We start from the raw sequence: 24,520 nt of genomic DNA on the forward strand, positions 1-24,520 counted from the left end.
AATCAATTCTATGCGAAAAATCTTGAATTTGGAAAAAATTTTTTCTCAGTCCATTTCATGGGGCTTTTTCGCGTTAATTGGTGTGAATTTTAACGCCTATATCTGCAAATAAATCCTAATGCAATTTTGAGCCAAAAAGTAGCAGAAAAGAGGAAGAAATAGCTAAAACACTAATAACCAAATAAGTAAGTAAAAATTCTAAACACTTTAACTGAATCCGGTAAACGTATTAAATGAAATCGGTAAACGTGTTCATTGAAAAATTAAACACGTTAAGCCGAAAGAATATGCTCGTTTAGCGTTTTGGATGAACAGGTATCGGAATTTGTGTTAATAAAATAGGGCGAATTTAACAATTCTGCCGTGCTCTGAAAACGACCCCTCCGATCAAAATAGAGAATGGGTTTTTGAAGAGGTTTTCGGAGGGATGGAATATATAAAAATGCCTTTTGCAGAACATCTTTTTCTGTCTTGCAAAAAGCATTCGGTCGTTTTGGATAAAATGGAAAAAAAGCCTTCCTTTTTCGACAAAAGGCAGAGGGTTATTTCCGATGATTCTCTATCATTTTTTTCAGATAGAGTCCGTAGCTGCTGTTGGGGTATCTGCCAAGCAGGCTTTCTAAGGATGAGACTTCTATCCAACCATTTCTCAAAGCTATCTCTTCCAGGCATGCAATCTTCAGTCCCTGCCTGTTTTCGATTGCTTTGACGAATGTGCAGGCATCGTACATAGAGTCGAAAGTTCCGGTATCTAACCATGCAAAACCTCTTCCAAAGGTAGTTACTTGAAGTCTGTCTTGCTTCAGGTACATTTCATTCAAGGTTGTAATCTCAAGTTCACCCCGATCGGAAGGTTTTACATCCTTAGCCATTTCAGCCACTCCCGGCGGATAGAAGTAGAGCCCGACCACTGCATAGTTGCTTTTTGGCTCTTTCGGCTTCTCCACTATGGACAGAGCTCGCTTGCCGTCTTCTGCCAATTCTACCACTCCGTACCGCTCCGGGTCATTGACATAGTAGGCAAAGATGTGGGCTTTTTCGCTCCGAGAGGTCTGTTCGATGGTTTCAGCCAAAAGCTGCGTAAATCCTTGTCCGTAAAAGATATTGTCTCCGAGAATGAGCGCGACAGAATCCGAGCCGACAAATTTTTCGCCTATGATGAATGCTTGAGCAAGTCCCTCCGGTTTGGGCTGCACTTCATAGGTCAGAGAGATACCCCATTGGGAACCATCCCCAAGCAGTCTTTTGTATGCTTTCTCGTCTTCGGGTGTGGTGATGATGAGTATCTCCCGAATCTTTGCCAGCATAAGCACGGAGAGCGGGTAGTATATCATCGGTTTGTCGTATATGGGGAGAAGCTGCTTGGAAACGGCTGTGGTAACGGGATAAAGACGAGAACCGCTTCCTCCGGCAAGAATGATACCTTTCATTGTACTGATAGTTTTGATGCAGTTAGACGAGTAACTTGGATGCCGAGTCCGTAATCAAAAAACAGCCGTTGCCGTAAAAGAGGCTCCGGAGCCTTGGAAAGAGGCGATGGGAGGAGCTTTTTTGGTAATGGATACAGTGGCTTCCTTTATCTGTTTGCGGCTATCCATATCGCCTATACGAGCAAGTATTCGATAGACGACATGCTCTAAGAGGTCGCTCGGAGAAGCCATCTCTTCCTGTGCGATCCTGTGCAGCTCGGCATAGTTTACGGTATCTTCAATGCTGTCGTTCCGCATGGCTTCTTCAAAAGATCCCGATACCGACAAGGAGACCAAGTAGTGAGCACCTATGACTCTCTCTTGCTCCAAAACGCCGTGAAAACTATAAAACTCAAGATCTGTAAGGCTGATGGTCTGCTCCGGATGTATCTGCATGACAAATATGTATGATTGTTTAAGGAACAAATATAAGCTTAATCTTTGATTTCTTGCATCATTGTAAGTATAGTGCTATCTTTGCGACTTAGAAAGTATAGTAGTTTACTCCGAACAGATATGAGTTTATCTTCTCTTTTAGCAATATCGCCGGTAGATGGCAGGTACAGAAGCAAGGTGGAGTGTCTGGCTCCGTTTTTCTCAGAATATGCCCTTATTCGTTACAGAGTATTGGTGGAGATAGAGTATTTTATCGCTTTGGCACAAGAGATAGGTCTTGGAACGCCGGAAGGTAAACTGCCTTGCAGCGAAGATGATCTAAGGAATATCTATCGGGATTTTTCCGAATCGGATGCCGAAAAGGTGAAGTCCATAGAGGCTGTAACCAATCATGATGTAAAGGCGGTAGAGTATTTCATCAAAGAGAAATTCGACACTCTCGGACTCGGGGGCTATAAAGAGTTTGTGCATTTCGGGCTTACCTCTCAAGACATCAACAATACCTCTCAACCCTTGATGCTGAAAGAGGCATTGGAGCAGGTGATCAATCCGGAGATAGAAGCTATTATAGACTATCTGAAAACTCTTTCCACCGAGTGGAAAGAAGTACCAATGCTTGCAAGAACCCACGGACAACCGGCTTCTCCTACGATATTGGGCAAGGAGATATATGTGTTTGTCTACAGATTGAAGGAGCAGATGAAGCAGCTTGCTCGTATTCCTCACTCTGCAAAGTTTGGGGGCGCAACAGGAAACATGAATGCTCACAAAGTGGCTTATCCCGATGTGGAGTGGAGAAGGTTTGCGGCAAACTTTACTCGTAATCACTTGGGTTTGGAGTTGGAATCGGTAACCACTCAGATTTCCAACTATGACAACTTAGCTGCTTTATTCGATGCTTACAAGCGTCTTTGCGTTATTCTGATAGACTTGTGTCGTGATATTTGGCAATATATCTCCGATGGATATTTCAAGCAAAAGGTCGTAAAGGGGGAAGTAGGCTCGTCTGCAATGCCACACAAAGTGAATCCGATAGACTTTGAAAACGCAGAGGGAAACTGTGGTATAGCCATCGCAATATTTGAGCACCTTTCTCACAAGCTGCCTATATCCCGTCTTCAGAGAGACTTAACGGATTCGACTGTCATGCGAAACATGGGTTTGCCGGTGGCTCATCTTCTTATTGCTTTGCAAAGCTTGAAGAAAGGATTGGGTAAACTTAGGCTTGCACCGGAAAGATTAGCGCAAGATCTGGATCTTGCTTGGGCTGTTGTGGCAGAAGGTATTCAGACAGTCCTTAGAAGAGAAGGATACCCGGCACCTTATGAAGCACTTAAAGAACTGACTCGTGGCAGAGACAGCATTACCAAAGAAAGTATATCTGCTTTTGTGGATACCCTGAACGTATCGGAAGCAGTCAAGGCAGAACTAAAGAACATAACTCCTGAGTCTTATACCGGATTGAGGTTGGACTATACGGAGTAAGTATAAACCATAATAAATAATACCGGAAAATTTCGATAGAAATCATTACACTAATATCCAACAAACCTTACCTTTTATCGTTTTAACTGATAAAAAACCGAGAGGTTGTAGAGTAATAATGTAGAGTTTACATCATTAAATCAAAAAAAGATGGAGAATAAGTTTTTTGAGAACGAAGAGAGAGTAGAAGAAAAGAACTCTTCGACTCCGAGAGGTTTTGAGGAGTACACTCAATCACCACAGAAGCAAAGATTTCCAAGAAGAATGGATAATGGAAACGAACCACAGGCTGAAGGTCGCTCCGAAGAGTATGGAGCATCCAATGCACCCGCAGGTCCTGTGGGACGGAGACGTGTTCGCATATCCGAAATGGACAGAGAGCGTTCTTCTTCGGACTATCAACAAAACTATAGAAGATCTATGGACTCTGAGTCTTATCGCCCTAACGAGTATGGTAATATGAACAGACATCCAAGATCTCAGTATCAAGACAACAGAAGATCCGAGCGATCTTATAACAGCTATCAGGCAGGAAATGACAGGTATAATCAGGATAACAACAATTATCGTGATTATTCTCCGGGTAATTACCAGAGAGAAAGATTCGGTTATGAAAATAACGGCTACTCTCCTGCCCAGTCTGCCGAATACGACGAGAAGTACGAACAAAGAAGATATTCCAGACAAAACCAGTACGGAGACAACAATTATCATCCTCACGGGGAGAGAAACTTTACTCCTTACAGGCAGCCAAGAGAGCCACGTTATGGCAATAACAATGCTCAGTCTCGTGGTCGCTACAACAATAACAACAATCCGTACAGACAAAGACCTCAAAGAAACGAGTATAATGAAGGGTATGGTTCTCCTAACAACAACTATTACGGCAACAACAGACCCAACAATAATTTCTCTAAGAACAATAAGGGCAAAAAGCAAAGGTCTAATCAGTCTCAACAGAGAGTTTTCCATCCAAGACCTAAACCGATAGTTTACACTCAGGATCATATTGATGTTACAGAACCTATACGTCTGAACAAATATATGGCTAACTCCGGAGTCTGCTCAAGAAGGGAGGCAGATGAACTCATTCAAGCAGGTAAAGTAATGGTGAACGGTGTTGTGGTTTCCGAACTTGGCGCAAAGGTTTATGTTACAGACGAAGTGAAGTTGAATGACCAACTGCTCTCTTTGGAGAACAAAGTATATGTCCTCCTCAACAAGCCCAAGAACTGCGTAACCACTTCCGATGATCCGCAAGAGAGATTGACGGTTTTAGATTTGGTTAAGACTGCTTGCAAGGAGCGTATCTATCCTGTCGGACGTCTCGATAGAAACACTACGGGAGTCCTTCTTTTAACTAATGACGGAGATCTTGCAACCAAGTTGATGCACCCGTCGTACGATAAAAAGAAGATCTATCATGTGTGGCTCGACAAGCCTGTGGCAGTAGAAGATATGCAAAAGATAGCCGATGGTATAGAGCTTGAAGACGGAGAGATACACGCCGATGCAATCTCTTACGTATCTCAAGACGATATGTCTCAAGTGGGTATAGAGATCCACTCCGGAAGAAACAGGATTGTAAGACGTATATTCGAGCATCTCGGATACAAGGTGTACAAGCTTGACAGAGTTTATTTTGCCGGATTGACCAAGAAGAATTTGGGTAAAGGAAAGTGGAGATACCTAAGTCAAGAAGAGGTAAATATGCTTCGCATGGGAGCGTTTGAATAAAATAGATTGATGTAAAAAGGAGATAGTAAATATGTCTATCAAAAGAACTAAAATAGCAGATGTATTTAAGGCAACTCCCGTAGGGTCGGAAGTTACCGTTATGGGATGGGTCAGAACCAAGAGAGGCGGTAAGAGTGTAACCTTTATAGCTCTCAACGACGGCTCTACTATCCATAATCTTCAAGTGGTTATAGTACCAAACGAAGAGAATGAAGAGACACTTAAACTTGTTACTACGGGAGCGAGTGTGAGTATTGTCGGAGTTGTTGTCGAATCGCAAGGTAAAGGTCAGAATGTAGAGGTTCAAGCCAACTCTATTACGGTACTGGGTACGGCAGATCCTAATACTTATCCTCTTCAAAAGAAGGGACACAGTATGGAGTTTTTGAGGGAGATTGCTCACTTGAGACCTCGTACCAACACCTTTGGAGCGGTATTCAGAATACGCCACCACATGGCTATGGCTATCCATACGTTCTTTCACAACAAAGGCTTTTACTACTTCCATACACCACTGATCACTGCCAGCGATGCCGAAGGTGCGGGGCAGATGTTTAAGGTAACCACGTTAGACCTTAACAATCTGCCTTTGACCGAAAGCGGAGAGATAGACTATTCGGAAGACTTTTTCGGAAGACACGCCAATCTTACCGTGTCCGGACAGTTGGAAGGAGAATTAGCAGCCATGGCTCTTGGCGGTATCTATACTTTTGGTCCAACGTTTCGTGCCGAAAACTCGAATACTCCAAGACACTTGGCTGAGTTCTGGATGATTGAGCCGGAAGTGGCTTTCTTCGATAACGAGGATAACCAAAACTTGGCGGAAGAGTTCATCAAGTATTGTCTCCAATGGGCTTTGGATCATTGCGAAGATGATTTGAAGTTCCTCAATGACATGATAGATAAGGAGCTTCTCGACCGTATAAAGTTTGTTTTGGACAAACCTTTTGTGCGTTTGAAATACACGGAGGGTATCGAAATCTTGGAAAAAGCGGTGAAAGATGGCGTTAAGTTCGAGTTCCCAATCTTTTGGGGAGCAGATCTTGCCTCCGAACACGAAAGATATTTGGTGGAACAGCACTTCAAAGCACCGGTTATTCTGACAGACTATCCTAAGGAGATCAAGTCTTTCTACATGAAGCAGAATGATGATGGTAAGACTGTCCGCGCAATGGATGTCCTATTCCCGAAGATCGGAGAGATAATCGGAGGATCCGAAAGAGAGGCTGACTTCGATAAACTTACCCAAAGAGCCATAGATATGGGTGTGCCTCACGAAGAGATGTGGTGGTATTGGGACACTCGTCGCTACGGTACGGCTCCACATGCCGGATTCGGATTAGGTTTTGAACGTCTGCTTCTATTCGTTACGGGTATGAGTAATATCCGAGATGTGATACCTTTTCCAAGAACTCCAAACAACGCAGAGTTTTAATATTTCAAGATAAACAGACAGAGAGGTCTGCATAGAAACGGGAAGAGCTGCACATTTTTGTGTGGCTCTTTCTGCTATGTTTGCTTCTTGTTTAATGATAGATGAGGTGCTATGCAAAGGTTGAGATAAACTCATGATGCTTTCTTGAAGAAGAGGTAAAAGCGTTCGGATGTTTCTCTTATCCCGTTCAATAGTTTCGTTAAACAGGAACAGCTTTACAGATCAAGGCACGATTTCCGGAGATCAAGATTTGAAGAATGGCAACCAAGCGCCGATTTCTAAAAACCAAGCCTTGAATGTGAAGATTGAATCTGTTCAGGAAAAGTTCTTAACAGGGTAACAGAAAGTTTTGAACGGCTAAAAAAATCCTTTTTCAAAAGTCTCATATTATTGCATACGAGCCTGAATGATAAAATTTCGTGTAATTTTGTCTTTGTACAGTAGTTTAAGCAAAAAAGATATTGATTATGAGGCTTGATGGAAGAAGAGAGAGCAGTAATGTTCAAGACAATAGAAGAATGAAAATATCCGGCAAAGCCGGAGGACTCGGATTGGGTGGGCTTATCATTGTAGGGCTTATCACGTGGCTTTTAGGAGGGAATCCTCTTACGGTGATACAGGAAGGCATAGGTGGCTCATTCAGTTCAGAGCAGAGTTATGAACCTTCTGCAGAAGAAGATGCCCTGGCTGCTTTTTCTTCTCAGATACTCGCAGGAACAGAAGATGTCTGGACAAAGATTTTTGCGGACTATGGTCGCAGATACCAACCTCCCCGCTTGGTGCTTTTTACCGGAGCCACCAATAGCGGCTGCGGATATGCTTCTGCCGCGACAGGACCTTTTTACTGTTCGGCAGACCGGACTATATATCTGGATGTTTCTTTCTTTAAGGAGATGGAGCAGAGGTTTGGAGCCAAAGGGCAGTTTGCTTTTGCGTATGTCATAGCCCATGAAGTGGGGCATCACGTTCAGTATCTTTTGGGTACTTTGGATAAGGCTCATGCAGCCATGTCAAAGGCTTCCGAGAAAGAGTCCAATGCCATCAGTGTGAGGCTCGAACTGCAAGCGGACTATTATGCAGGGCTTTGGGCGCATCATGACAACAAAATGTTTCAGTCCATGGAGATAGGCGACCTGGAAGATGGACTTGTTGCGGCTCAAGCCATAGGGGATGACAGACTTCAGATGCAGGCACAGGGATATACGGTGCCGGAGTCTTTCAATCATGGTACATCCGAACAGCGGATGGCCTGGTTGAGAAAAGGCTATACCACAGGTACGTTGGAAGGAGGAGATACATTTAATCTGCCTGACCCCAAAAGATGAAAAGATGATGCGTCCGGACTATCCGGGCGCACTCTTTTTAGCTTGGCTATCTTGCAATATCTTGGTATCTTTGGAATGATATGCCTTGAAACAATATAAAACCAACTAAAAATATAAACATTATGGCTACTATTAAGCAGTACATTGCAGAGCATGAAAATAGATTTATAGAAGAGTTATTCGATCTTATTCGTATCCCTTCTATCAGCGCCAAGACTACTCACAAAGAGGATATGATCCGTTGTGCGGAAGCATATAAAGCGTTGCTGCTGAGCTCCGGATTTGAAAAAGCAGAGGTAATGCCGACCAAAGGCAATCCGGTTGTCTATGCCGAACGTATCATAGACCAAGCTCTTCCTACGGTATTGGTGTACGGACACTATGACGTGATGCCGGCAGAGCCTATCGAATTATGGAAGAGTGGAGCGTTTGAACCCGAAATTCGCGACGGACATATCTGGGCACGTGGTGCAGATGACGATAAGGGTCAGAGCATGGTACAGATCAAGGGGTTTGAGACAGCATTGAAGTTGGGCTATGTCAACTGCAATGTGAAGGTGATCATGGAGGGTGAAGAAGAAGTGGGTTCTCCTTCTTTGGAAGAGTTCTGCATAGAACACAAAGAGAAGCTCCGTGCCGACATCATTCTGGTAAGCGATACCAGTATGATAAGCAAGGATGTACCATCCATCTGTACAGGGCTTAGAGGCTTGGCATACTGGGAAATAGAGGTTACTGGACCAAGCCACGACCTTCACTCCGGACACTTTGGGGGAGCAGTTGCAAATCCTATAAATGAGCTTTGTAAGCTTATCGCCGGGCTGACCGATGAGGATGGCAAGATCACTATTCCTCATTTCTATGATGATGTGGAAGAGATGTCTCCGGAAGAACGAGAGATGATAAAGCAGATTCCATTCTCGGAAGAAGATTACAAGAAATTCTTAAAGATAGATGCGGTACATGGGGAAAAGGGATACCATACCCTTGAACGGAACAGCTCTCGTCCGAGCTTAGACTGTTGCGGTATATGGGGTGGCTACACCGGAGAAGGCGCCAAAACAGTATTGCCATCCAAGGCTTATGCAAAGGTTTCTACACGTTTGGTGGCTAATCAGGACTTTGAAAAGATCTCCATAGACTTCGTTAAACACATTAAGAGCATTGCTCCGGACTACATCAAGGTAAAGGTTACACCTCTTCACGGAGGCAGTCCATACATCTGCCCTACTAATCTTGAGGTTTACAAGGTAGCGGAAGAGGCTTTTGAAGTAGCATTCGGCAAACGCCCATTGGCACGTAGAAGCGGTGGAAGTATTCCTATTATTGCCACTTTCGAGCGAGTATTGGGTCTTAAGAGCGTACTTATGGGGGTCGGACTTGAAAGTAATGCCATTCACTCTCCAAACGAAAATATCAGCATAGATATCTGGAAGAAAGGTATAGAAGCCGTGGCTGAGTTTTACAAGCGTTTTGGACATAAATAAGAGGATACATGCCTATACTGATACAAGATGTCCTGCACATAGACAGGCAGGTAGATATTTTAATAGAAGGAAACAGAATAACAAAGGTAGAGAATTCCGGGTCTATAAATCCGGCATCTCTTTCAGGTGAGGTGGATATCATTCCCGGTAAAAACAGGGGAGTGATACCGGGACTGGTCAACTGTCATACTCACGCGGCGATGACCTATTTTAGAGGTTATGGAGACGATAGAGACTTGATGGATTGGCTCGAAAACATGATTTGGCCGGTAGAGGCACATCTTACGCCGGACGACATCTATTGGGGCTCTCGTCTGGCTTGCATGGAGATGATACAGACCGGAACGACGGCTTTTTTGGACATGTACACATTCCCGGAAGCTACTGCTCAGGCGGTGGAAGATAGTGGAATAAGAGCCGTATTGTCTTACACCATGTTTGACAGATGGGATGATGCACGAGCAAAATTGGATCAGAAAAACTGCCATAAGTACTTTGAGCTGTTTTCTCATTACTCCGACAGAGTCCGGTTTGCAGTAGGACCTCATGCCATATATACCGTTTCTGCTCCTCAGTTACAGTTTGCACATGAGTTTGCAAAGGAGCATGACTGTCTCGTGAATCTGCACTTGGCTGAGACCTATCAAGAGTGGAAAGACTGCACTAAGAACTTTGGAACAACGCCGGTAAGGTATCTCAAAGATCTCGGCGTCCTTTCTCCTCGTTTGGTTTTGGCTCACTCCCTTTGGATGGATAGTGAAGAGCTGCAAATCCTTGCCGATTATGGTTGCAGCACCGTACACAATCCGGCTTCCAATATGAAGTTGGCATCCGGGTACAAGTTCAGGAGCGAAGAGATGTGTGAGAAAGGAATACGTGTGGGAATAGGTACGGACGGATGCTCTTCTTCCAACAATCTGGATATGGTGCAAGCGATGAAACTCGCTTCACTTCTTGGGAAAGCTTGGCGCGGAGATCCCAAAGCAACACCGGCTAAAGAGATGTTCGTGGCTGCGACAAAGGCAGGAAGCGAGATTCTTAGAATAGACGGGGGAGAGATAGAGCCGGGAAAACTGGCAGATTTGTCTCTTGTCCGACTTGATATTCCGGAAATGACGCCGTGCCATGACTTTATCTCAAATTTGGTCTATTCTGCCTCCGGTAGTGCCGTGGATACCACTATCGTAGATGGAAAAGTACTGATGAGAGAACGGCAGATACCGGAATACGATGTCCTCTTAAAGAAAGGAGTGGAAGTTTCTAACGACTTGCTTCGCAGAGCCGGAAGAGGATAAATATTAACAGACACTTATATTGCTACATTATGACACAGTTTGAATATAAACATTATGAAGAGGCGGCAGCTTATCTGCGTCGCTTCATCCCGGAAGATACAAAGGTTGCCATCACGCTTGGTAGCGGATTGGGAGCATTGGCAGATATGATAGAGGATGCCAAGGCAATACCTTATGATACAATTCCAAACTTTGTAAAGTCCACAGCCATAGGGCACAAAGGTCAGCTTATCGTAGGAAAGTTGGGGGGTGTTCCGGTTGTCGCCATGCAGGGACGCTTTCACTACTATGAGGGGTACAGCATGCAGCAGGTAACATTCCACGTAAGAGTGTTCAAGCTTTTGGGTATAGAGTATCTTTTTGTCTCCAATGCCGCAGGAGGTACCAACGAATCTTTTAAGGTCGGAGACTTGATGATCATAACGGATCATATAAATCTTCTGCCCAATCCTCTCATTGGACCGAATATGTCAGAGTTTGGACCTCGTTTTTCCGATATGACCAGAGCTTATGATCGTGCACTTATCGCAAAAGCCAAAGAGGTGGCAGCCCAACAGAATACCGCTCTGAAAGAGGGTGTATATGTGGGTTGGACAGGTCCTTCTTATGAAACACCGGCGGAGTATAAGTTCCTGAATATAATCGGAGGGGATGCAATAGGTATGAGTACAGTGCCTGAGGTGATAATGGCTCGCCATTGCGATATTCGTGTATTTGGTATGTCCGTGATAACAAATGAGGGGTATCATTTCGATGATGACTTTGTAAATGATGGCGATGACGTGATACGAGCAGCAAATTCCGCCTCCAAGAAGATGACGGCACTCTTTACAGAGGTTATCCGATCTCTGTATTGATGATTGACTCAAAGGCGTTATCCTGTACGAAATCCCTTGATGCAAAAATCTTTATGAAAGATTAGTTTGAGGGAAGATCTCTGACAGAGATAATGTTTGACAATAAAACAGAAAGACCGACTTGCTTTAGAAGGCAGTGTCGGTCTTTTTCGATAAAAACAGAGAGGCGGAATGCCTTTTCAGGAGACCTTTGGGAAGAACACCTTATCGGTATAAGGAACAAAAAATGAAGATTGATTTTGTCGGTTTTGATCGTCTAAAAGAGGTCATTCATCGGGATTATTAAGCCGTTTAGTCGGGGTTGTATTGTATTAGGAGCCTGATTATCCTATTTTTGTATCAGATAGACGAGAGTACTGCTCCGGATGAGAGAGCCAACTCTTTGGTCTGAATAGTAACTGATAAACTAATGTATTGTGATATGAATATTTCAAATCAAAAATCGGGATTTACTCTGTTCTTTTCTCTCTTGCTTATGATAGCAGGTGGAGGTCTGTTGTTTGCCGGTGTTATATCCGGAGGGGACAACTTCGATGCTCTTATAGAAATATTGGGAGCGGTGATGCTATATATATTAGGAGCGGGATTCATGGGACGGTTTTTAGCTAAAAGAGATACCGGAGGCAGGAATACAACAGCTTCGATTGCGTTATTGATCATAGCAGGAGCACTTCTCTTTTTATTGTCTAACATGGGATTATTGGACAAATCATTCCTTAGAATCATATTCTCATGGCAGATGTTGCTCATTACTGTCGGACTTTTTTATCTGTCTCACTCTTTTGATATCGGAGGATTGGTGGTTACCGGATTTGGTTTGGGCTTTCTTCTGCTGAAGCTTAGTAAGATATTTCCGGAAATATCCTTTTATCTGGAGTCATTGTCTACATATTGGCCTGTTGGAGCAATGATTTTGGGAGCTCTTCTTTTTCTGTATGCCTTACCGGCCATTCAGAATAACAGGAGGGAAAAACTACGAAAATCTTTTACAAGACACTATACCAAAGAAACTAATGGCAATGGGATAACAGATGATGGAAGAATAGATTGCCGATATCTTTTCTCCGGTGGCGAGTACGTTGTACTGGATCCGGTATTCAGAGGAGGGAGTATAGATGTTTTGTTTGGCGGAGTCGATTTGGATTTAAGACAGACCACGCTTCCTGTTGGAGAGACTGAATTGGTGGTTACAGCAGCTTTTGGTGGTGTTGAGATACTGATGCCGCCCGATTGGAACGTAGAGGTAAAATCAGTTTCTACATTCGGAGGTGTTTCCAATAAGCGTATGAGAATTTTCAATCAGAATTCAGACCGCAAACTGATTATCAATGTCAAGTCTGCAATATTCTCCGGAGTGGAGATCAAATAACGGATGGAGCAGCTGCACAACATAGAGAAACACCGCATCTTTGCTTGTTTGGTAATAGCATCAGTATATACCTTTGCAGTAGGAGGGCTTAATCTTTATCTTTCTGTTTGGGATATACTTTTCTATGCTGCGGTACTATTCTTAGGAAGTTATGCCTTTTCTTCCCTGCTCCGGTTTAGTAAAGTAAGAGTTTGGATAGCTGTTGCATTGTTGTGTATAAGCATTGTGGCTGTTGGTGCAGAGTATCTTTTTCTAAATCTTTTTGAGTCTCTTTCATGGGAGCAGTGGCTGAAAACGGCTCCGGTAAGAGTGTTGATCACTTGTCTGTTCGGGATAATATTCATGATGAGATACCTCAACAAAGTGAAAGAGACACAGGAAGAGGAAGAGAAGATACCCGTTGAAGAACAGGCTTTGACCGCTTCTTCTCCGGTAGCAGATAAGCTGACTGTAAGGAGCGGATCTAAAATACGCATACTTTCTTTAGATGAAATTCTTTATATTGCAGCGGATGGAGACTATATTGCTATCCATACACCGGACGGACATTGGCTGAAAGAGCAAACGATGAAAGCAACAGAAGATATGCTTCCTCAGGATCTTTTTGTCCGTGTACACCGTTCCTACATTGTAAATGTCAAGCACATTGCAAGAATAGAGCGTTATGGAGAGCAGAGACAGCTGGTTTTACATAGTGGGGACATTATACGCATCAGTCTTTCCAGATACCGTTTACTGAGACAAAAACTGGGATTATAAAAGAGAAAGAAGAGATATGTAAGGGCAGAAAAGGCTCTGAATAGTACGAAAAAATCACTACATTTGCTAAGCTAAATAATCTCTCCTTACTCTGAAGATGAAGACAAATAAAGGCAAAACCAAAAATATAAAACTCCCTGAATGGGTCAAGAATACCGGCATACACGTTACGAGGGATACGTATGTGCTTTTGATCGGTGCTCTTTTGACTTTCTTGGGAGTCTTTCTTCTTATAGCATTCTTCTCTTATTTCTTTACCGGAAAGGCGGATCAGAGTGTTGTGCTTAATGTCCCACAAGCTGAAGTCTCTACGGGAGATACTATTGCCAATCCTTCGGGAGTAAAGGGCGCGTACTCCATGCACAATATTGTTAATGGGTGGCTTGGATTGTCTGCCATTTTCCCCATTGTCTTTATCTGCTTAGCCGGGTTGCGCATTTTACGTAATCGCAAAGGGGGATACATAAGACTATTCTTCCTGTGTGGTTCATTGATGTTTTGGAGCATGCTTTTACTGGGTCTTGCAGGAGGCGCATTATTCCCGAATCAGTTCTTTTTCCTTGGTGGCCTTTTTGGTAAAAAGCTCGCAGATTACAGTGTATTACAGATAGGATATCCGGGAACCATTCTTGTCTTAATCTTTTTCCTTTTTGCGATACTGCTCATATTCTTTCAGAGTTTCACTCCAAAGGTCAAAGGATGGTTGGAGATAAAGAAAAAACAGCCAGCCGAAGCCATCCCTGTTGTGCCTGAAGAGAAGAAAAAAGGAAATGGTTTCTTTGCACGTTTCAAAAAGAGAAGAAAAGAAGAAGACGATTATGATGCTTTGGGAGATGAGATTGAAGGCATTGATGAAGATGTTTTTACCTCCGATTCCTCTTCTCAACCGGCATCATCCTATTCGCCAACCCATTCCGGTTCTGATGAGGAACTTATTGATCATCATATCGAAACCTATGCTTCCGGAAAAGAAGATGGAATAGATCTTGAAGTTGTACGTCCCAAGAGTGATACTTTAGAAGATAACGCCTTAGCACAAGCCTTATTGCAGGAGTTGGGAGAGTATGATCCTCATATCGAATTGAGTCATTTCAAGATGCCTTCCATAGAGCTTTTGGACGACAGAAAAGAGGATACGCAGACGGTAGATTTAGATGAAATAGAAGATAATAAAAGGCGTATCACTGCGACATTAGAGAGTTTTCAGGTCAGCATTGTCTCTATCAGGGCAACCGTTGGTCCTACTGTAACTCTTTACGAAGTGGTACCGGCAGATGGTGTGCGCATTTCCAGAATAAAAAATTTGGAGGATGATATTGCACTTAGTTTGTCTGCACTTGGAATACGTATCATTGCTCCTATTCCGGGCAAAGGTACTATCGGTATAGAGGTAGCCAATAGAAATCCAAAGACTGTCGGCTTCCGTTCTGTGCTAAGCTCTCAAAAGTTTTTGGAGAAAAAGTACGAGCTTCCGGTTGCATTGGGTCGGACTATTACGAACGAAGTGTTCAGCTTCGACCTTGCAAAGATTCCTCATCTTCTTGTAGCCGGAGCAACGGGGCAGGGAAAGTCCGTAGGTCTTAATGTGATCATTCTTTCACTGCTATACAGCAAGCATCCGAGCGAACTTAAATTCGTCATGGTGGATCCTAAAATGGTTGAGTTTAGTGTCTTTTCCATGATTCAAAACCACTATATGGCTAAGTTGGAAGATGAAGAACAGGTTATCATCACCGATACAGCCAAGGTTGTAAGTACACTTAACTCTCTTTGTAAGGAGATGGATGACAGGTATGAACTTCTCACCAAAGCAGGTGTAAAAAACATTGTGGAGTATAACCACAAGTTCAAACGCAGGCTTTTGAGTCCGAGCAACGGATATAAGTTTATGCCATACATAGTGCTGGTGATAGATGAGTATGGAGATCTCATCATGACAGCGGGTAAAGAGATAGAGCTTCCTCTTGCTCGAATCGCTCAAAAAGCCCGTGCAGTGGGAATACACTCTATTATTGCCACTCAACGTCCAACGGCAAGCATCATCACCGGAACCATTAAGGCCAACTTCCCCGGACGTATCTCATTCAAAGTCTACTCATCCATCGACTCTCGTACCATTCTTGATGCTTCAGGAGCTAACAGGCTTGTTGGTCGAGGCGATCTGCTTTACTCTCAAGGAAATGAAGCTATACGTGTACAGTGTGCCTACATAGATACCGAAGAGATAAACAGAGTCGTGGATTATATATCCAAGCAGCAGGGGTATCCTCATCCCCTTTATCTCCCGGAAGTAGGAGGCAACGGCTCATCCGGAGGTCGTGGAGAGTATGGTAGCGATATGGATTCCGGCAGCAGAGATGCTCTTTTTGAAGAGGCTGCGAATATTATGCTTTTAGAGCAGAGTGGCAGTACATCTCTGCTCCAAAGACGTCTTGCCATCGGTTTTGCCCGTGCCGGCAGACTTATGGATCAGCTTGAGCAGGCAGGCGTGGTAGGACCATCGGAAGGAAGTAAGCCGAGACAGGTATTGATTGAGTCCGCAGAAGATCTTCGGAAAATCCTTGAAAGATCTTAACAGATAACCAACTTTAAGAAGAAACATCATGAAACACCAAATAGTAAAAACAGTATTCAGTGTCTTGTTGGCTGTTGTCGCCATCGGTTCGATGGCACAAGTGAAAGCAACGGATCCGATAAAGGCATTGTCGGACAAGGTCAATCCGTCGGATGGTATGTTGATAGAGTTTACACTGACCTATCCCGACCAAAAGCCTGTACACGGTTGCACTCTTACGGCTCAAGGGGAAAAGTTTTACCTCAATACCACTCCGCTCACAGCCTGGTACAATGGAAAGCTTCTTTGGGTCATGTCGAGTGGGACAAACGAAGTCAATCTGACCTCTCCTTCAGAGTCAGAGCTTGAAGAGCTCTCTCTTCTTATCTCTTTGAGCAGACTGCTCAAGCAAGATTTTACAACCTCTGTACAGAAATTGCCTAATAATATGTCTCGCTTTTTGGCAACGCCGAAAGCCGGTTATGGAGGCATGCTTACCTCTTTGTCCATAGATACAGACGCATCTTACACACCTTCGATCATCCGTTTCAAGGAAAAGGGAGATAGAAAAGAGGATAAAGAGACCGTTATAGAGATTAAGAAGATAACGAAACCCTATGGTACAACGGGAAAACTTTTTGAGTTCGACAAGAAAAATTTTTCCCGAAATATTGAAGTAATAGATTTAAGATAAACCAATAAATAAACAACAAAAAATGACCGACATGAACACAACTCCCACAGTGCGTTGTCTGATAGTAGGATCCGGTCCTGCGGGATACACTGCTGCCATATATGCATCAAGAGCAAATCTTTCTCCCGTTCTTTTCGAGGGGATACAACCCGGAGGACAGCTTACCACTACTACCGATGTAGAAAATTTCCCCGGTTATCCCAATGGTATCACCGGTACAGAGCTGATGATGGACTTGCGTGCACAGGCAGAGCGTTTCGGGGCAGACATAAAGCCCGGGCTCGTTACAGACATAGACTTTTCCTCTAAACCTTATAAGGTAACCGTAGATGGCACCGAAAGCTATCTGGCTCATGCTATCATCATTTCTACGGGAGCCACAGCCAAATACTTGGGCTTGGAAGATGAGAAGAAGTACAATGGAATGGGTGTGAGTGCTTGCGCCACTTGTGACGGATTCTTCTACCGCAACAAGGTAGTAGCAGTAGTAGGAGGCGGAGATACCGCTTGTGAAGAGGCTATCTATCTTTCCAGTTTGGCATCGAAAGTATATCTTATCGTTCGTAAACCATATTTGAGAGCTTCTAAGGTTATGCAAGATCGCGTTATGAAGAACGAAAAGATCGAGATTTTATTTGAACATAACACTGTCGGACTCTTTGGTGAAAACGGAGTGGAAGGCGCTCATCTTGTTTATCGCAAGGGTGAAGCAGATGAAAAGATGGTGGATATTGCCATAGACGGCTTCTTTCTGGCTATCGGTCATACTCCTAATACGGATTTGGTTAAAGGTGTGGTAGATCTTGACGAACAAGGTTACATCAAGACCATAGAAGGCTCTCCAAAGACCAATGTTCCCGGTGTTTTTGCCGCAGGAGACGTGGCAGACCCTCACTATCGTCAAGCCATTACAGCGGCAGGAAGCGGATGTAAGGCTGCGATAGAAGTAGAAAGATATTTGTCTGAGAACGAGCTGTAATATCTCTTTCGAGAGCGACAGCACTCTTTAAAGACTTTCCCGGAATGCTCAAGTAAGATTGAGCATAGTCGGTAAACTGCAAGCATTATCTCTTTTAAGGGTAGTGCTTGCAGTTTTTTATTTCCTGAAGAGATCCACAAACCATTGCTCTGTGCTATTTAGGCGCGAGAGAAATGAGTATTAAGCCGTACACTTTCTTTGATAAACCTATTCAAAAGATTGGTCGAATAGGGCAAAGAGTTGCCATCGGGCTTTGACTGCTCCCTTTCAAGCTTTGGTTCGTATATCTCAAGGTTCGATTTCCACAAATCAGCCCTTGATATTGAAATATAAAAGGCATTAAAGCTCTTTTTTGAAAGGATTAAAAGAAGATTTAATCATGTATAGACGATTATTGTAGCGTGATCAAGATTGTACCATACTGTTTTCTTCCACTCTCCATATTTATTCAATCAAAGGACAAAGTTTGTCATCAAGTATCGTTACCTTTGTATTTGGAAGTATAAATCAGCAATCGCAAGATGAGTATAAAAGTATCATCAGACAGTGATCAGGGCAGCTCCATGCCCGAAAGCCTGCTTCTCGAAAGCAGTCAAGGCTGTATAGGAGCCATCTATGCCGTTCTTCGGCAAGAGTCTTCGTCCGGAAATCGTGAAGCAAAGCTTCGAGGTTTGCAGGGGCATCTGTTGGCTCTCTACTCTGCAGCTCTATCTACTCCTGTTTCGGACTATGAGGAGTATCAGTATGAAGAGTCGGAGCGCGAGTACATCGTAACCGAAGAGCAGTATAATGCCGTACAAGACAGTATCGCTGAACTGATGGGAGAGTACGATACCATAATAGACGGCTCCATAGATGTGGCTCAGCCGGAGTATGAATCCAAGGCTTTTACGGTTTCGGAACTGGTGGCAGATGTTTTTCAGGAGATAGTGGACTTTGTCTGGAACTATCGGATAGATGTTCAGACCGATGAAATAAAAGGGATGCTGATCTATGACTACCTGCAAGGATTCACTCACACGTGGGGAAAGAAGGTATTGATCATTGCTCGTGCCATTCATGATGCTATTGAGATGGAGATGGAAGGGGACGGAGAGTATGAATAGCATCCGGAAGACAAATATCACGGAGGAAGAGCTGCAAGAAGTAGAGATAGAACAGCTGTCTGAACCTGTCGTGGTAATAGACGAAACCACTTCGGATACGCAGCTGCAAGAGATAGTGGAAGAGATCCGGCATGCCAATGTCATCGGTATGGATACGGAGACAAAGCCGGCATTTAAGCGTGGAGTACATCACAAGGTGAGTCTGCTGCAAGTGGCTGTACCGGGAAAGGTTTATCTTTTTCGCCTGCCCCGAATATTGGATAGTGAAGAGAAGAGAGATTATCTCTCTTTCCTTTGGTCGGAGACACCGGTAAAAGTGGGTGTGGGCATTGGTGACGATACCAAAGCTCTGCTGTCCGACTATAAGATGGAAACTCATAACTTTTGTGAGCTTCGACATCTCTCTTCGGCTGCCGGAATAGAAGTCCTGGCTCTTTCAAAAATATATGCCGTGCTGTTCAACAGAAGGCTTTCAAAGGCGCAGCGCCTGACCAACTGGGAAGCCCCCGTTCTTTCGGCTCCTCAATGCACTTACGCGGCATTGGATGCCGTGGCAGGGCTCAAGATATATCTTGCGCTGAGAGAGTATATGAAAGAGGAGTTTTTGGCTTCCACCGTTTTTAAACCAAAGAGGAAAGTCATAAAAAGACGAAGAAGAAAAGTGTAATGGAAAAAGGTCTATATCCTATCATAACCCTGAAAAAGGGGAAAAACGAATCGCTTCAGAGGTGTCATCCGTGGGTGTTCTCCGGGGCAATACAACACAGTTCTCAACCACTGGAGGAGGGAGAACTCGTGGATGTATATAGTGCCGAGGGCTCTTTTCTTGCTCGTGGATATTGCGAAATAGGCTCCATAGCCGTTCGGGTCTTAACCTTCAAAGAGGAGGTTATAGATAGTGCTTTTCTAAAGAGAAGATTAGAGTCTGCTTTGGATCTTAGGAAGAAGATTGGACTCATACGTCCCGATAATACCATATACCGTCTTGTGCATGGGGAAGGGGACTTCCTTCCCGGATTGGTGGTAGATGTATATGGCTCTGTTGCGGTTATTCAAGCGCATACTATCGGTATGCACTTGCTAAGGGAGTCTGTAAGGGATGTCCTCCTGCAAGCTCCTTTTTCGGAGATTATCAAGAGTGTCTATTACAAGTCGGATACTACATTGCCATTCAAAGCCGAAGTAGATTTTACAAGTGGTCTTATCGGCGGAGAGAAGTTTGCAGATAACTATGCTTTAGAGAATGGCATCAAGATATATCCGGATATCCTTAGAGGGCAGAAGACAGGCTTTTTCGTGGATCAGAGAGAAAATAGAACACTTCTTGAACACTACTCTAAGGGAGCATCCGTACTGAATATGTTCTGCTATTCGGGAGGCTTTTCCATCTACGCTTTACGCGGAGGAGCCAAAAGGGTAGTATCGGTGGACAGCAGTGCCAAAGCCATAGAGATGATGCAGCGAAACATAGACGAGAACAAGAGTGTATGGAGTAAGGATGCCACTCATGAGGCTTATGTGGAAGATGCGTTCCGCTATTTGGACAGGGTAGAACCGGGAGAGTTTGATGTGGTAGTACTCGATCCTCCTGCTTTTGCCAAGCATCGTAAAGTGTTGCATAATGCTCTTCAGGGGTATCGCAAGCTGAATGTGGCAGCGATGTCCAAGATGAACTCCGGAAGTATTTTGTTTACATTCAGCTGTTCACAGGCTGTCTCTCCCGAACAGTTCAGACAAGCTGTTTTCACTGCTGCGCTTCAGGCAGGAAAGCAAGTGCGGATACTTCATCAGCTAACACAGCCGATGGATCATCCGGTAAGTATCTATCATCCCGAAGGAGAATACCTGAAAGGACTTGTGCTCTATATCGACTAATGCGTTTTAATATTTAATACCGTTATCACAGATGTTTCACCCGGAGAACGACGAGAAGTATAAAGGTCTGAAAGTAAATAAGGGAGTAGAAAATGCTCCCATAGTCAGCCCATATCTTAAAAAGAGAAAGATACGTACATACACGGCTGCGGAGTATGTGGAAGGCATTCTAAAAGGAAATATGACAATGCTTTCTCAGGCGGTAACACTCGTGGAAAGCTCGCTGGAGAGCAACCAAGTGATAGCCCAAGAGGTGATTGAGAAGTGTCTTCCTCATGCCGGGAAGAGCATACGTCTCGGTATAACGGGCGTTCCCGGTGCAGGTAAAAGTACGAGTATAGATGCTTTCGGGATGCATGTTATCCGTAAGGGACATAAGCTTGCAGTGTTGGCAATAGACCCCAGTAGTGAACGTTCTAAAGGCAGTATCTTGGGAGATAAGACACGAATGGAGGATCTTTCAAAGGAAGATAATGCTTTTATACGTCCTTCTCCCTCGGCAGGATCTTTGGGAGGTGTTGCCAGAAAAACGCGTGAAACCATTGTCCTCTGCGAGGCTGCAGGTTTTGATACCATTTTTGTTGAAACCGTAGGTGTGGGTCAGAGTGAAACGGCTGTGCACTCTATGGTCGATTTTTTCCTGCTTATTCAGCTTGCCGGAACGGGAGACGAGTTGCAAGGGATCAAGAGAGGTATCATGGAGATGGCGGATGGCATTGTCATCAACAAAGCAGACGGAGATAATATAGACAAAGCCAAGCTTGCAGCATCTCACTATCGCAATGCGCTGCACTTGTTCCCCCCTGCAGAAAGCGGTTGGTTTCCCAGAGTTTTGACCTATTCGGGCTATTACGCTTTGGGTATAGATGAAGTGTGGCAGATGATTGAGAACTATGTCGCTTTCGTAAAAGAGAATGGCTACTTCGAGAAGAAGCGTAACCAGCAGTCCAAATATTGGATGTACGAAAGCATACATGAAGAACTTTTGAGAAACTTCTATCACAATAAAACGATAGAGACACTTCTTCCTCTTGTGGAGAATGATGTGTTGGAGAATAGAAAAAGCTCATTTGTTGCCAGCGCAGAGCTATTAGAGACCTATTTTGGTAAGAAGAAGTAGAAGCCGGAGAGGAACAAAAAAAGGTGTGAGACAGACTCTTTTTATTTTCTCTCTTGATTTACGGTCTCATTTAGTCCACTCTGATTGGCTACTCTTTTCCCTGTAGCCAAAAGAGAGAGCGTGCCAATATTTATCTTTCTGGGCATTTCTGCGTGGGAAAGTCTTGGACGAAGCCATGTTTTAAGCTCCTCTTCCGAAATTTCCGACCCTTTCACCGGCTCTATGTCTGCTACCAAGAATGTAACGCCATCGGTAGTCGACTCGGAATAAACTTTGGTTGAGAGGACATTCGGATGCTCTACAATGACTCTTTCTACAACTTCCGGATAGACATTTTCTCCACCACAAACCACCATCTGATCCTGACGTCCTTCGTGAAAGTAATACCCATCCGGAGTTTTGCGAGCCCTATCACCTGTGTTTTGCCATCGGTTTCTTCGCTCCTGCATAGCCCATGAGGAGGAGACCCAAAGCTCTCCTATTCCTTCGGAAGAGGTATTTCTTATTTCACATTTTACTCCTTTTATGGGCTTTCCAAGAGTAGTTTTACTATTTGCATCCAGATCTTCCGGTGTAGCCAATAGGAAAAAACCTGCTTCGGAAGTGCCATATAGATTGAAGATAATAGGGGATACCGCCGCATGTACGTGGGAGATCAGTTTGCGATCCAGCCTGTCTCCACCACAGATGATCGCTTTCAGGGATTTAAGATGTTGCTCTGCTTGCGGACATTGTATCATTCGAGAAAGCATAAGTGGAACTAAGGGCATTACCTCTATTCCATATTTTTCTATGCCACGAACTGCTTCTTCCGGATCGAATCTGCGAGTCAGCCAAACTCTTTTGCCCATCACAAGCGATACTATGAGCGTAGCTAACCCAAAGCCGTGATAGAGAGGGAGAGCAATGTAGGTAGATTCGTAGTTTTGAATACCGACTTGACGGAATAGAGCCAATAGGGGAGGGAGAAAATTTGTAGCTGAAGGCTTTCGAGATACTTCCTTGTATTTCCCGCTTGATCCTCCTGTCAGAATAGAAAATGCTCCTCCTCTCCAAATGCGTGGCAGGGTAGTAGAGAAGGTTTTATCATGATAAGAAGAGAGCAAAGAGTCTATGGCTTCGGTTGCAATCCAAGTGAAAGGTAATGGTGTGAGTGGAAGCACTCTCTCTCGAAGCTCTTCATCTATGATAAGAAGAGAAAACTTTCTTTTGGTGGTTAAGATTTCTTCTACCTTGGAAGCATTCAGATCTGTATTCAGAAGATGAACATCTGCTCCTATACGAGACAATGCGGGCAGAAGCATGACAGCTATATGATGATTTCTTACCAGAACTGCAACCTGATCTCCTCTTTTTATTTTATAGCATTGCATAAGGAGTTTGGCTAATTTAAGGGAGTCTTCGTACAACTCTTTGTAGTTTTTCTTCTCATCTTGTCCGTAGATCAATGCCGATCTTTTCGGATAAAGTTTAGCAGAAAAATGGAGTAGAGCCATGAGAGATAAGCCTTCTTTCATAAAGGATTTTACCCAATAGAAGACTCCTTTAGGAGAGATAAAATTCTGATTATAGAGGGCTTTTATAATCGAATAGCGGTATTGAGACATCTTTTTTTCTTGAAATAGTATTTGTAGCCAATGGTTACAAGAGGAGAGAAAACTTGGGCGAAAGGAGCGGATAACCTTGCCCACCAAGGGATATATCTGCTTCGTCCGCCAATGGCAAGCTTCAAAAGTATTCGGGCTGCTGCTTCCGGTTGATAACCGGGAAGATTTTTGTAATAAAGATTAGGTGCAGACATCTCGGTGTGTACCAAAGGAATGTAAGCAATGCGAACTTTTACTCCTTCTGTAAATAACTCTGTCGATGCCGTGCGAAACCAGATATCTGCCGCTCCTTTTGAGGAATGATAGGCAGACCATTCGGGTGCAAAAGGGTAGAGGAGACTTACGGCAGAGGTTGATATGATGGTACCATGAGATCGTTTGAGGGCAGGAAGAAGAGCAAGAGATAGGTGTATAGCTGCGGTATAATTCAGTGAGATGGTTCGGTCAAAGTCATGTGAACGTGAAATAGAGTCTGATATCTTGCGCTTGATAGATTTTCCCGCATTGCTAAAAAAGAAGTGAACATTGGGAAGTAAGCCCGGAAGCTCTTCGCAAAGAAAGGAGAGTTGCTCTTGGTTACGCAAGTCCAATGCCCGATAGATAGCAGAACAACCATGGGATGATGCCTTCCTGCAAAGCTCCCGGAGTTTATCTTCAGATCGGGCAATGAGCAGCAGATTTGCTTTTGACGCGATGAGCTCTTCCACCAAACAAGCACCTATGCCACGAGATGCACCGGTAACAACAACCCATTTGCCTTTGAAATATCGTTCTCGTTCTTTCTCAGAAAGAGAACAAATGGAAGGATAAAGCAAAGGAGCCAAATATCGTAACATAGAAGAGAGCATTCTGTGAGTTTGCCCCAAAGATACAAAGAGAAAAATAAACCCCTCACAATTGGCATCCGAAGATACTATTGTGAGGGGTTTAGATATCAATAACGACTTTTAGGTCGTGCTTTAGTCTTTTTA

General features: G+C 43.9%; 20 protein-coding genes. 16 read left to right on the top strand and 4 right to left on the bottom strand.

Features of this window, described 5'->3' with window-relative positions:
• Window positions 1–542 precede the first annotated feature (542 nt).
• Together rfbA and folB are read right to left on the bottom strand one after the other, a co-directional pair.
• Window positions 543–1,430 (bottom strand): glucose-1-phosphate thymidylyltransferase RfbA, encoded by an 888-nt coding sequence (rfbA, locus tag HQ43_RS08400; RefSeq protein WP_036792162.1) that lies wholly within the window; start codon window positions 1,428–1,430, stop codon window positions 543–545.
• 54 nt (window positions 1,431–1,484) lie between these two features.
• Complete coding sequence (gene folB / locus HQ43_RS08405) at window positions 1,485–1,865, bottom strand: dihydroneopterin aldolase (RefSeq protein WP_036792165.1); 381 nt, start codon at window positions 1,863–1,865, stop codon at window positions 1,485–1,487.
• Between the two features lie 120 nt (window positions 1,866–1,985).
• On the opposite strand from folB, the gene purB reads away from it, so the two are divergent.
• The 16 genes from purB to meaB all read left to right on the top strand — a co-directional run bounded on the left by purB (window position 1,986) and on the right by meaB (window position 21,942).
• Window positions 1,986–3,350 carry an adenylosuccinate lyase gene (gene purB, locus HQ43_RS08410; protein ID WP_036792168.1) on the top strand — a complete coding sequence of 455 codons (1,365 nt, stop codon included), beginning with the start codon at window positions 1,986–1,988 and terminating at the stop codon, window positions 3,348–3,350.
• Window positions 3,351–3,500: 150 nt separating this feature from the next.
• Window positions 3,501–5,087, top strand: a complete 1,587-nt coding sequence (locus tag HQ43_RS09730; RefSeq protein WP_081964578.1) for a pseudouridine synthase — start codon at window positions 3,501–3,503, stop codon at window positions 5,085–5,087.
• Between the two features lie 31 nt (window positions 5,088–5,118).
• Window positions 5,119–6,522, top strand: coding sequence for an asparagine--tRNA ligase (gene asnS / locus HQ43_RS08420; RefSeq protein ID WP_036792171.1), 1,404 nt, complete (start codon window positions 5,119–5,121; stop codon window positions 6,520–6,522).
• Between the two features lie 467 nt (window positions 6,523–6,989).
• The gene (gene ypfJ / locus HQ43_RS08425) at window positions 6,990–7,847 is read left to right on the top strand and encodes a KPN_02809 family neutral zinc metallopeptidase (protein WP_036792172.1); all 858 of its coding nucleotides are present in this window, start codon (window positions 6,990–6,992) and stop codon (window positions 7,845–7,847) included.
• 122 nt (window positions 7,848–7,969) lie between these two features.
• The gene (locus HQ43_RS08430) at window positions 7,970–9,334 is read left to right on the top strand and encodes a dipeptidase (protein WP_036792173.1); all 1,365 of its coding nucleotides are present in this window, start codon (window positions 7,970–7,972) and stop codon (window positions 9,332–9,334) included.
• 8 nt (window positions 9,335–9,342) lie between these two features.
• On the top strand, window positions 9,343–10,629 hold the full coding sequence (locus HQ43_RS08435; protein ID WP_036792174.1) for an amidohydrolase: 1,287 nt from the start codon (window positions 9,343–9,345) through the stop codon (window positions 10,627–10,629).
• A 29-nt stretch (window positions 10,630–10,658) separates the two neighbouring features.
• A complete protein-coding gene (locus tag HQ43_RS08440; protein ID WP_036792175.1) occupies window positions 10,659–11,486 on the top strand; it encodes a purine nucleoside phosphorylase I, inosine and guanosine-specific in 828 nt (275 codons plus the stop codon).
• 421 nt (window positions 11,487–11,907) lie between these two features.
• Entirely contained in the window at window positions 11,908–12,855 is a 948-nt protein-coding gene (locus tag HQ43_RS08445) for a LiaF domain-containing protein (RefSeq protein WP_036866914.1), read from the top strand.
• 3 nt (window positions 12,856–12,858) lie between these two features.
• Complete coding sequence (locus HQ43_RS09560; protein WP_052103166.1) at window positions 12,859–13,614, top strand: LytR/AlgR family response regulator transcription factor; 756 nt, start codon at window positions 12,859–12,861, stop codon at window positions 13,612–13,614.
• Window positions 13,615–13,711: 97 nt separating this feature from the next.
• Window positions 13,712–16,189, top strand: a complete 2,478-nt coding sequence (locus HQ43_RS08455; RefSeq protein ID WP_036792181.1) for an FtsK/SpoIIIE family DNA translocase — start codon at window positions 13,712–13,714, stop codon at window positions 16,187–16,189.
• Between the two features lie 28 nt (window positions 16,190–16,217).
• Window positions 16,218–16,862 (top strand): LolA-like putative outer membrane lipoprotein chaperone, encoded by a 645-nt coding sequence (locus tag HQ43_RS08460; protein WP_036792183.1) that lies wholly within the window; start codon window positions 16,218–16,220, stop codon window positions 16,860–16,862.
• 31 nt (window positions 16,863–16,893) lie between these two features.
• Window positions 16,894–17,841 carry a thioredoxin-disulfide reductase gene (gene trxB, locus HQ43_RS08465; RefSeq protein ID WP_036792858.1) on the top strand — a complete coding sequence of 316 codons (948 nt, stop codon included), beginning with the start codon at window positions 16,894–16,896 and terminating at the stop codon, window positions 17,839–17,841.
• Between the two features lie 521 nt (window positions 17,842–18,362).
• Window positions 18,363–18,947 (top strand): DUF5063 domain-containing protein, encoded by a 585-nt coding sequence (locus HQ43_RS08470; protein WP_036792185.1) that lies wholly within the window; start codon window positions 18,363–18,365, stop codon window positions 18,945–18,947.
• Entirely contained in the window at window positions 18,940–19,614 is a 675-nt protein-coding gene (locus HQ43_RS08475; protein ID WP_036792187.1) for a 3'-5' exonuclease, read from the top strand. Before HQ43_RS08470 ends, HQ43_RS08475 begins: the two co-directional genes overlap by 8 nt.
• A complete protein-coding gene (locus HQ43_RS08480; RefSeq protein WP_036792189.1) occupies window positions 19,614–20,822 on the top strand; it encodes a class I SAM-dependent rRNA methyltransferase in 1,209 nt (402 codons plus the stop codon). Before HQ43_RS08475 ends, HQ43_RS08480 begins: the two co-directional genes overlap by 1 nt.
• Before the next feature lie 31 nt (window positions 20,823–20,853).
• The gene (gene meaB, locus HQ43_RS08485; RefSeq protein ID WP_036792192.1) at window positions 20,854–21,942 is read left to right on the top strand and encodes a methylmalonyl Co-A mutase-associated GTPase MeaB; all 1,089 of its coding nucleotides are present in this window, start codon (window positions 20,854–20,856) and stop codon (window positions 21,940–21,942) included.
• Window positions 21,943–21,983: 41 nt separating this feature from the next.
• On the opposite strand, the gene HQ43_RS08490 is transcribed toward meaB, so the two are convergent.
• Window positions 21,984–23,459: an AMP-binding protein gene (locus HQ43_RS08490; RefSeq protein WP_161785903.1), complete on the bottom strand. Its 1,476-nt coding sequence runs from the start codon at window positions 23,457–23,459 to the stop codon at window positions 21,984–21,986.
• Between the two features lie 62 nt (window positions 23,460–23,521).
• Window positions 23,522–24,385, bottom strand: a complete 864-nt coding sequence (locus tag HQ43_RS08495; protein WP_235305966.1) for an SDR family NAD(P)-dependent oxidoreductase — start codon at window positions 24,383–24,385, stop codon at window positions 23,522–23,524.
• Between the last annotated feature and the right edge of the window lie 135 nt (window positions 24,386–24,520).

The organism is Porphyromonas canoris (assembly GCF_000769115.1).
Lineage (GTDB): Bacteria > Bacteroidota > Bacteroidia > Bacteroidales > Porphyromonadaceae > Porphyromonas_A > Porphyromonas_A canoris.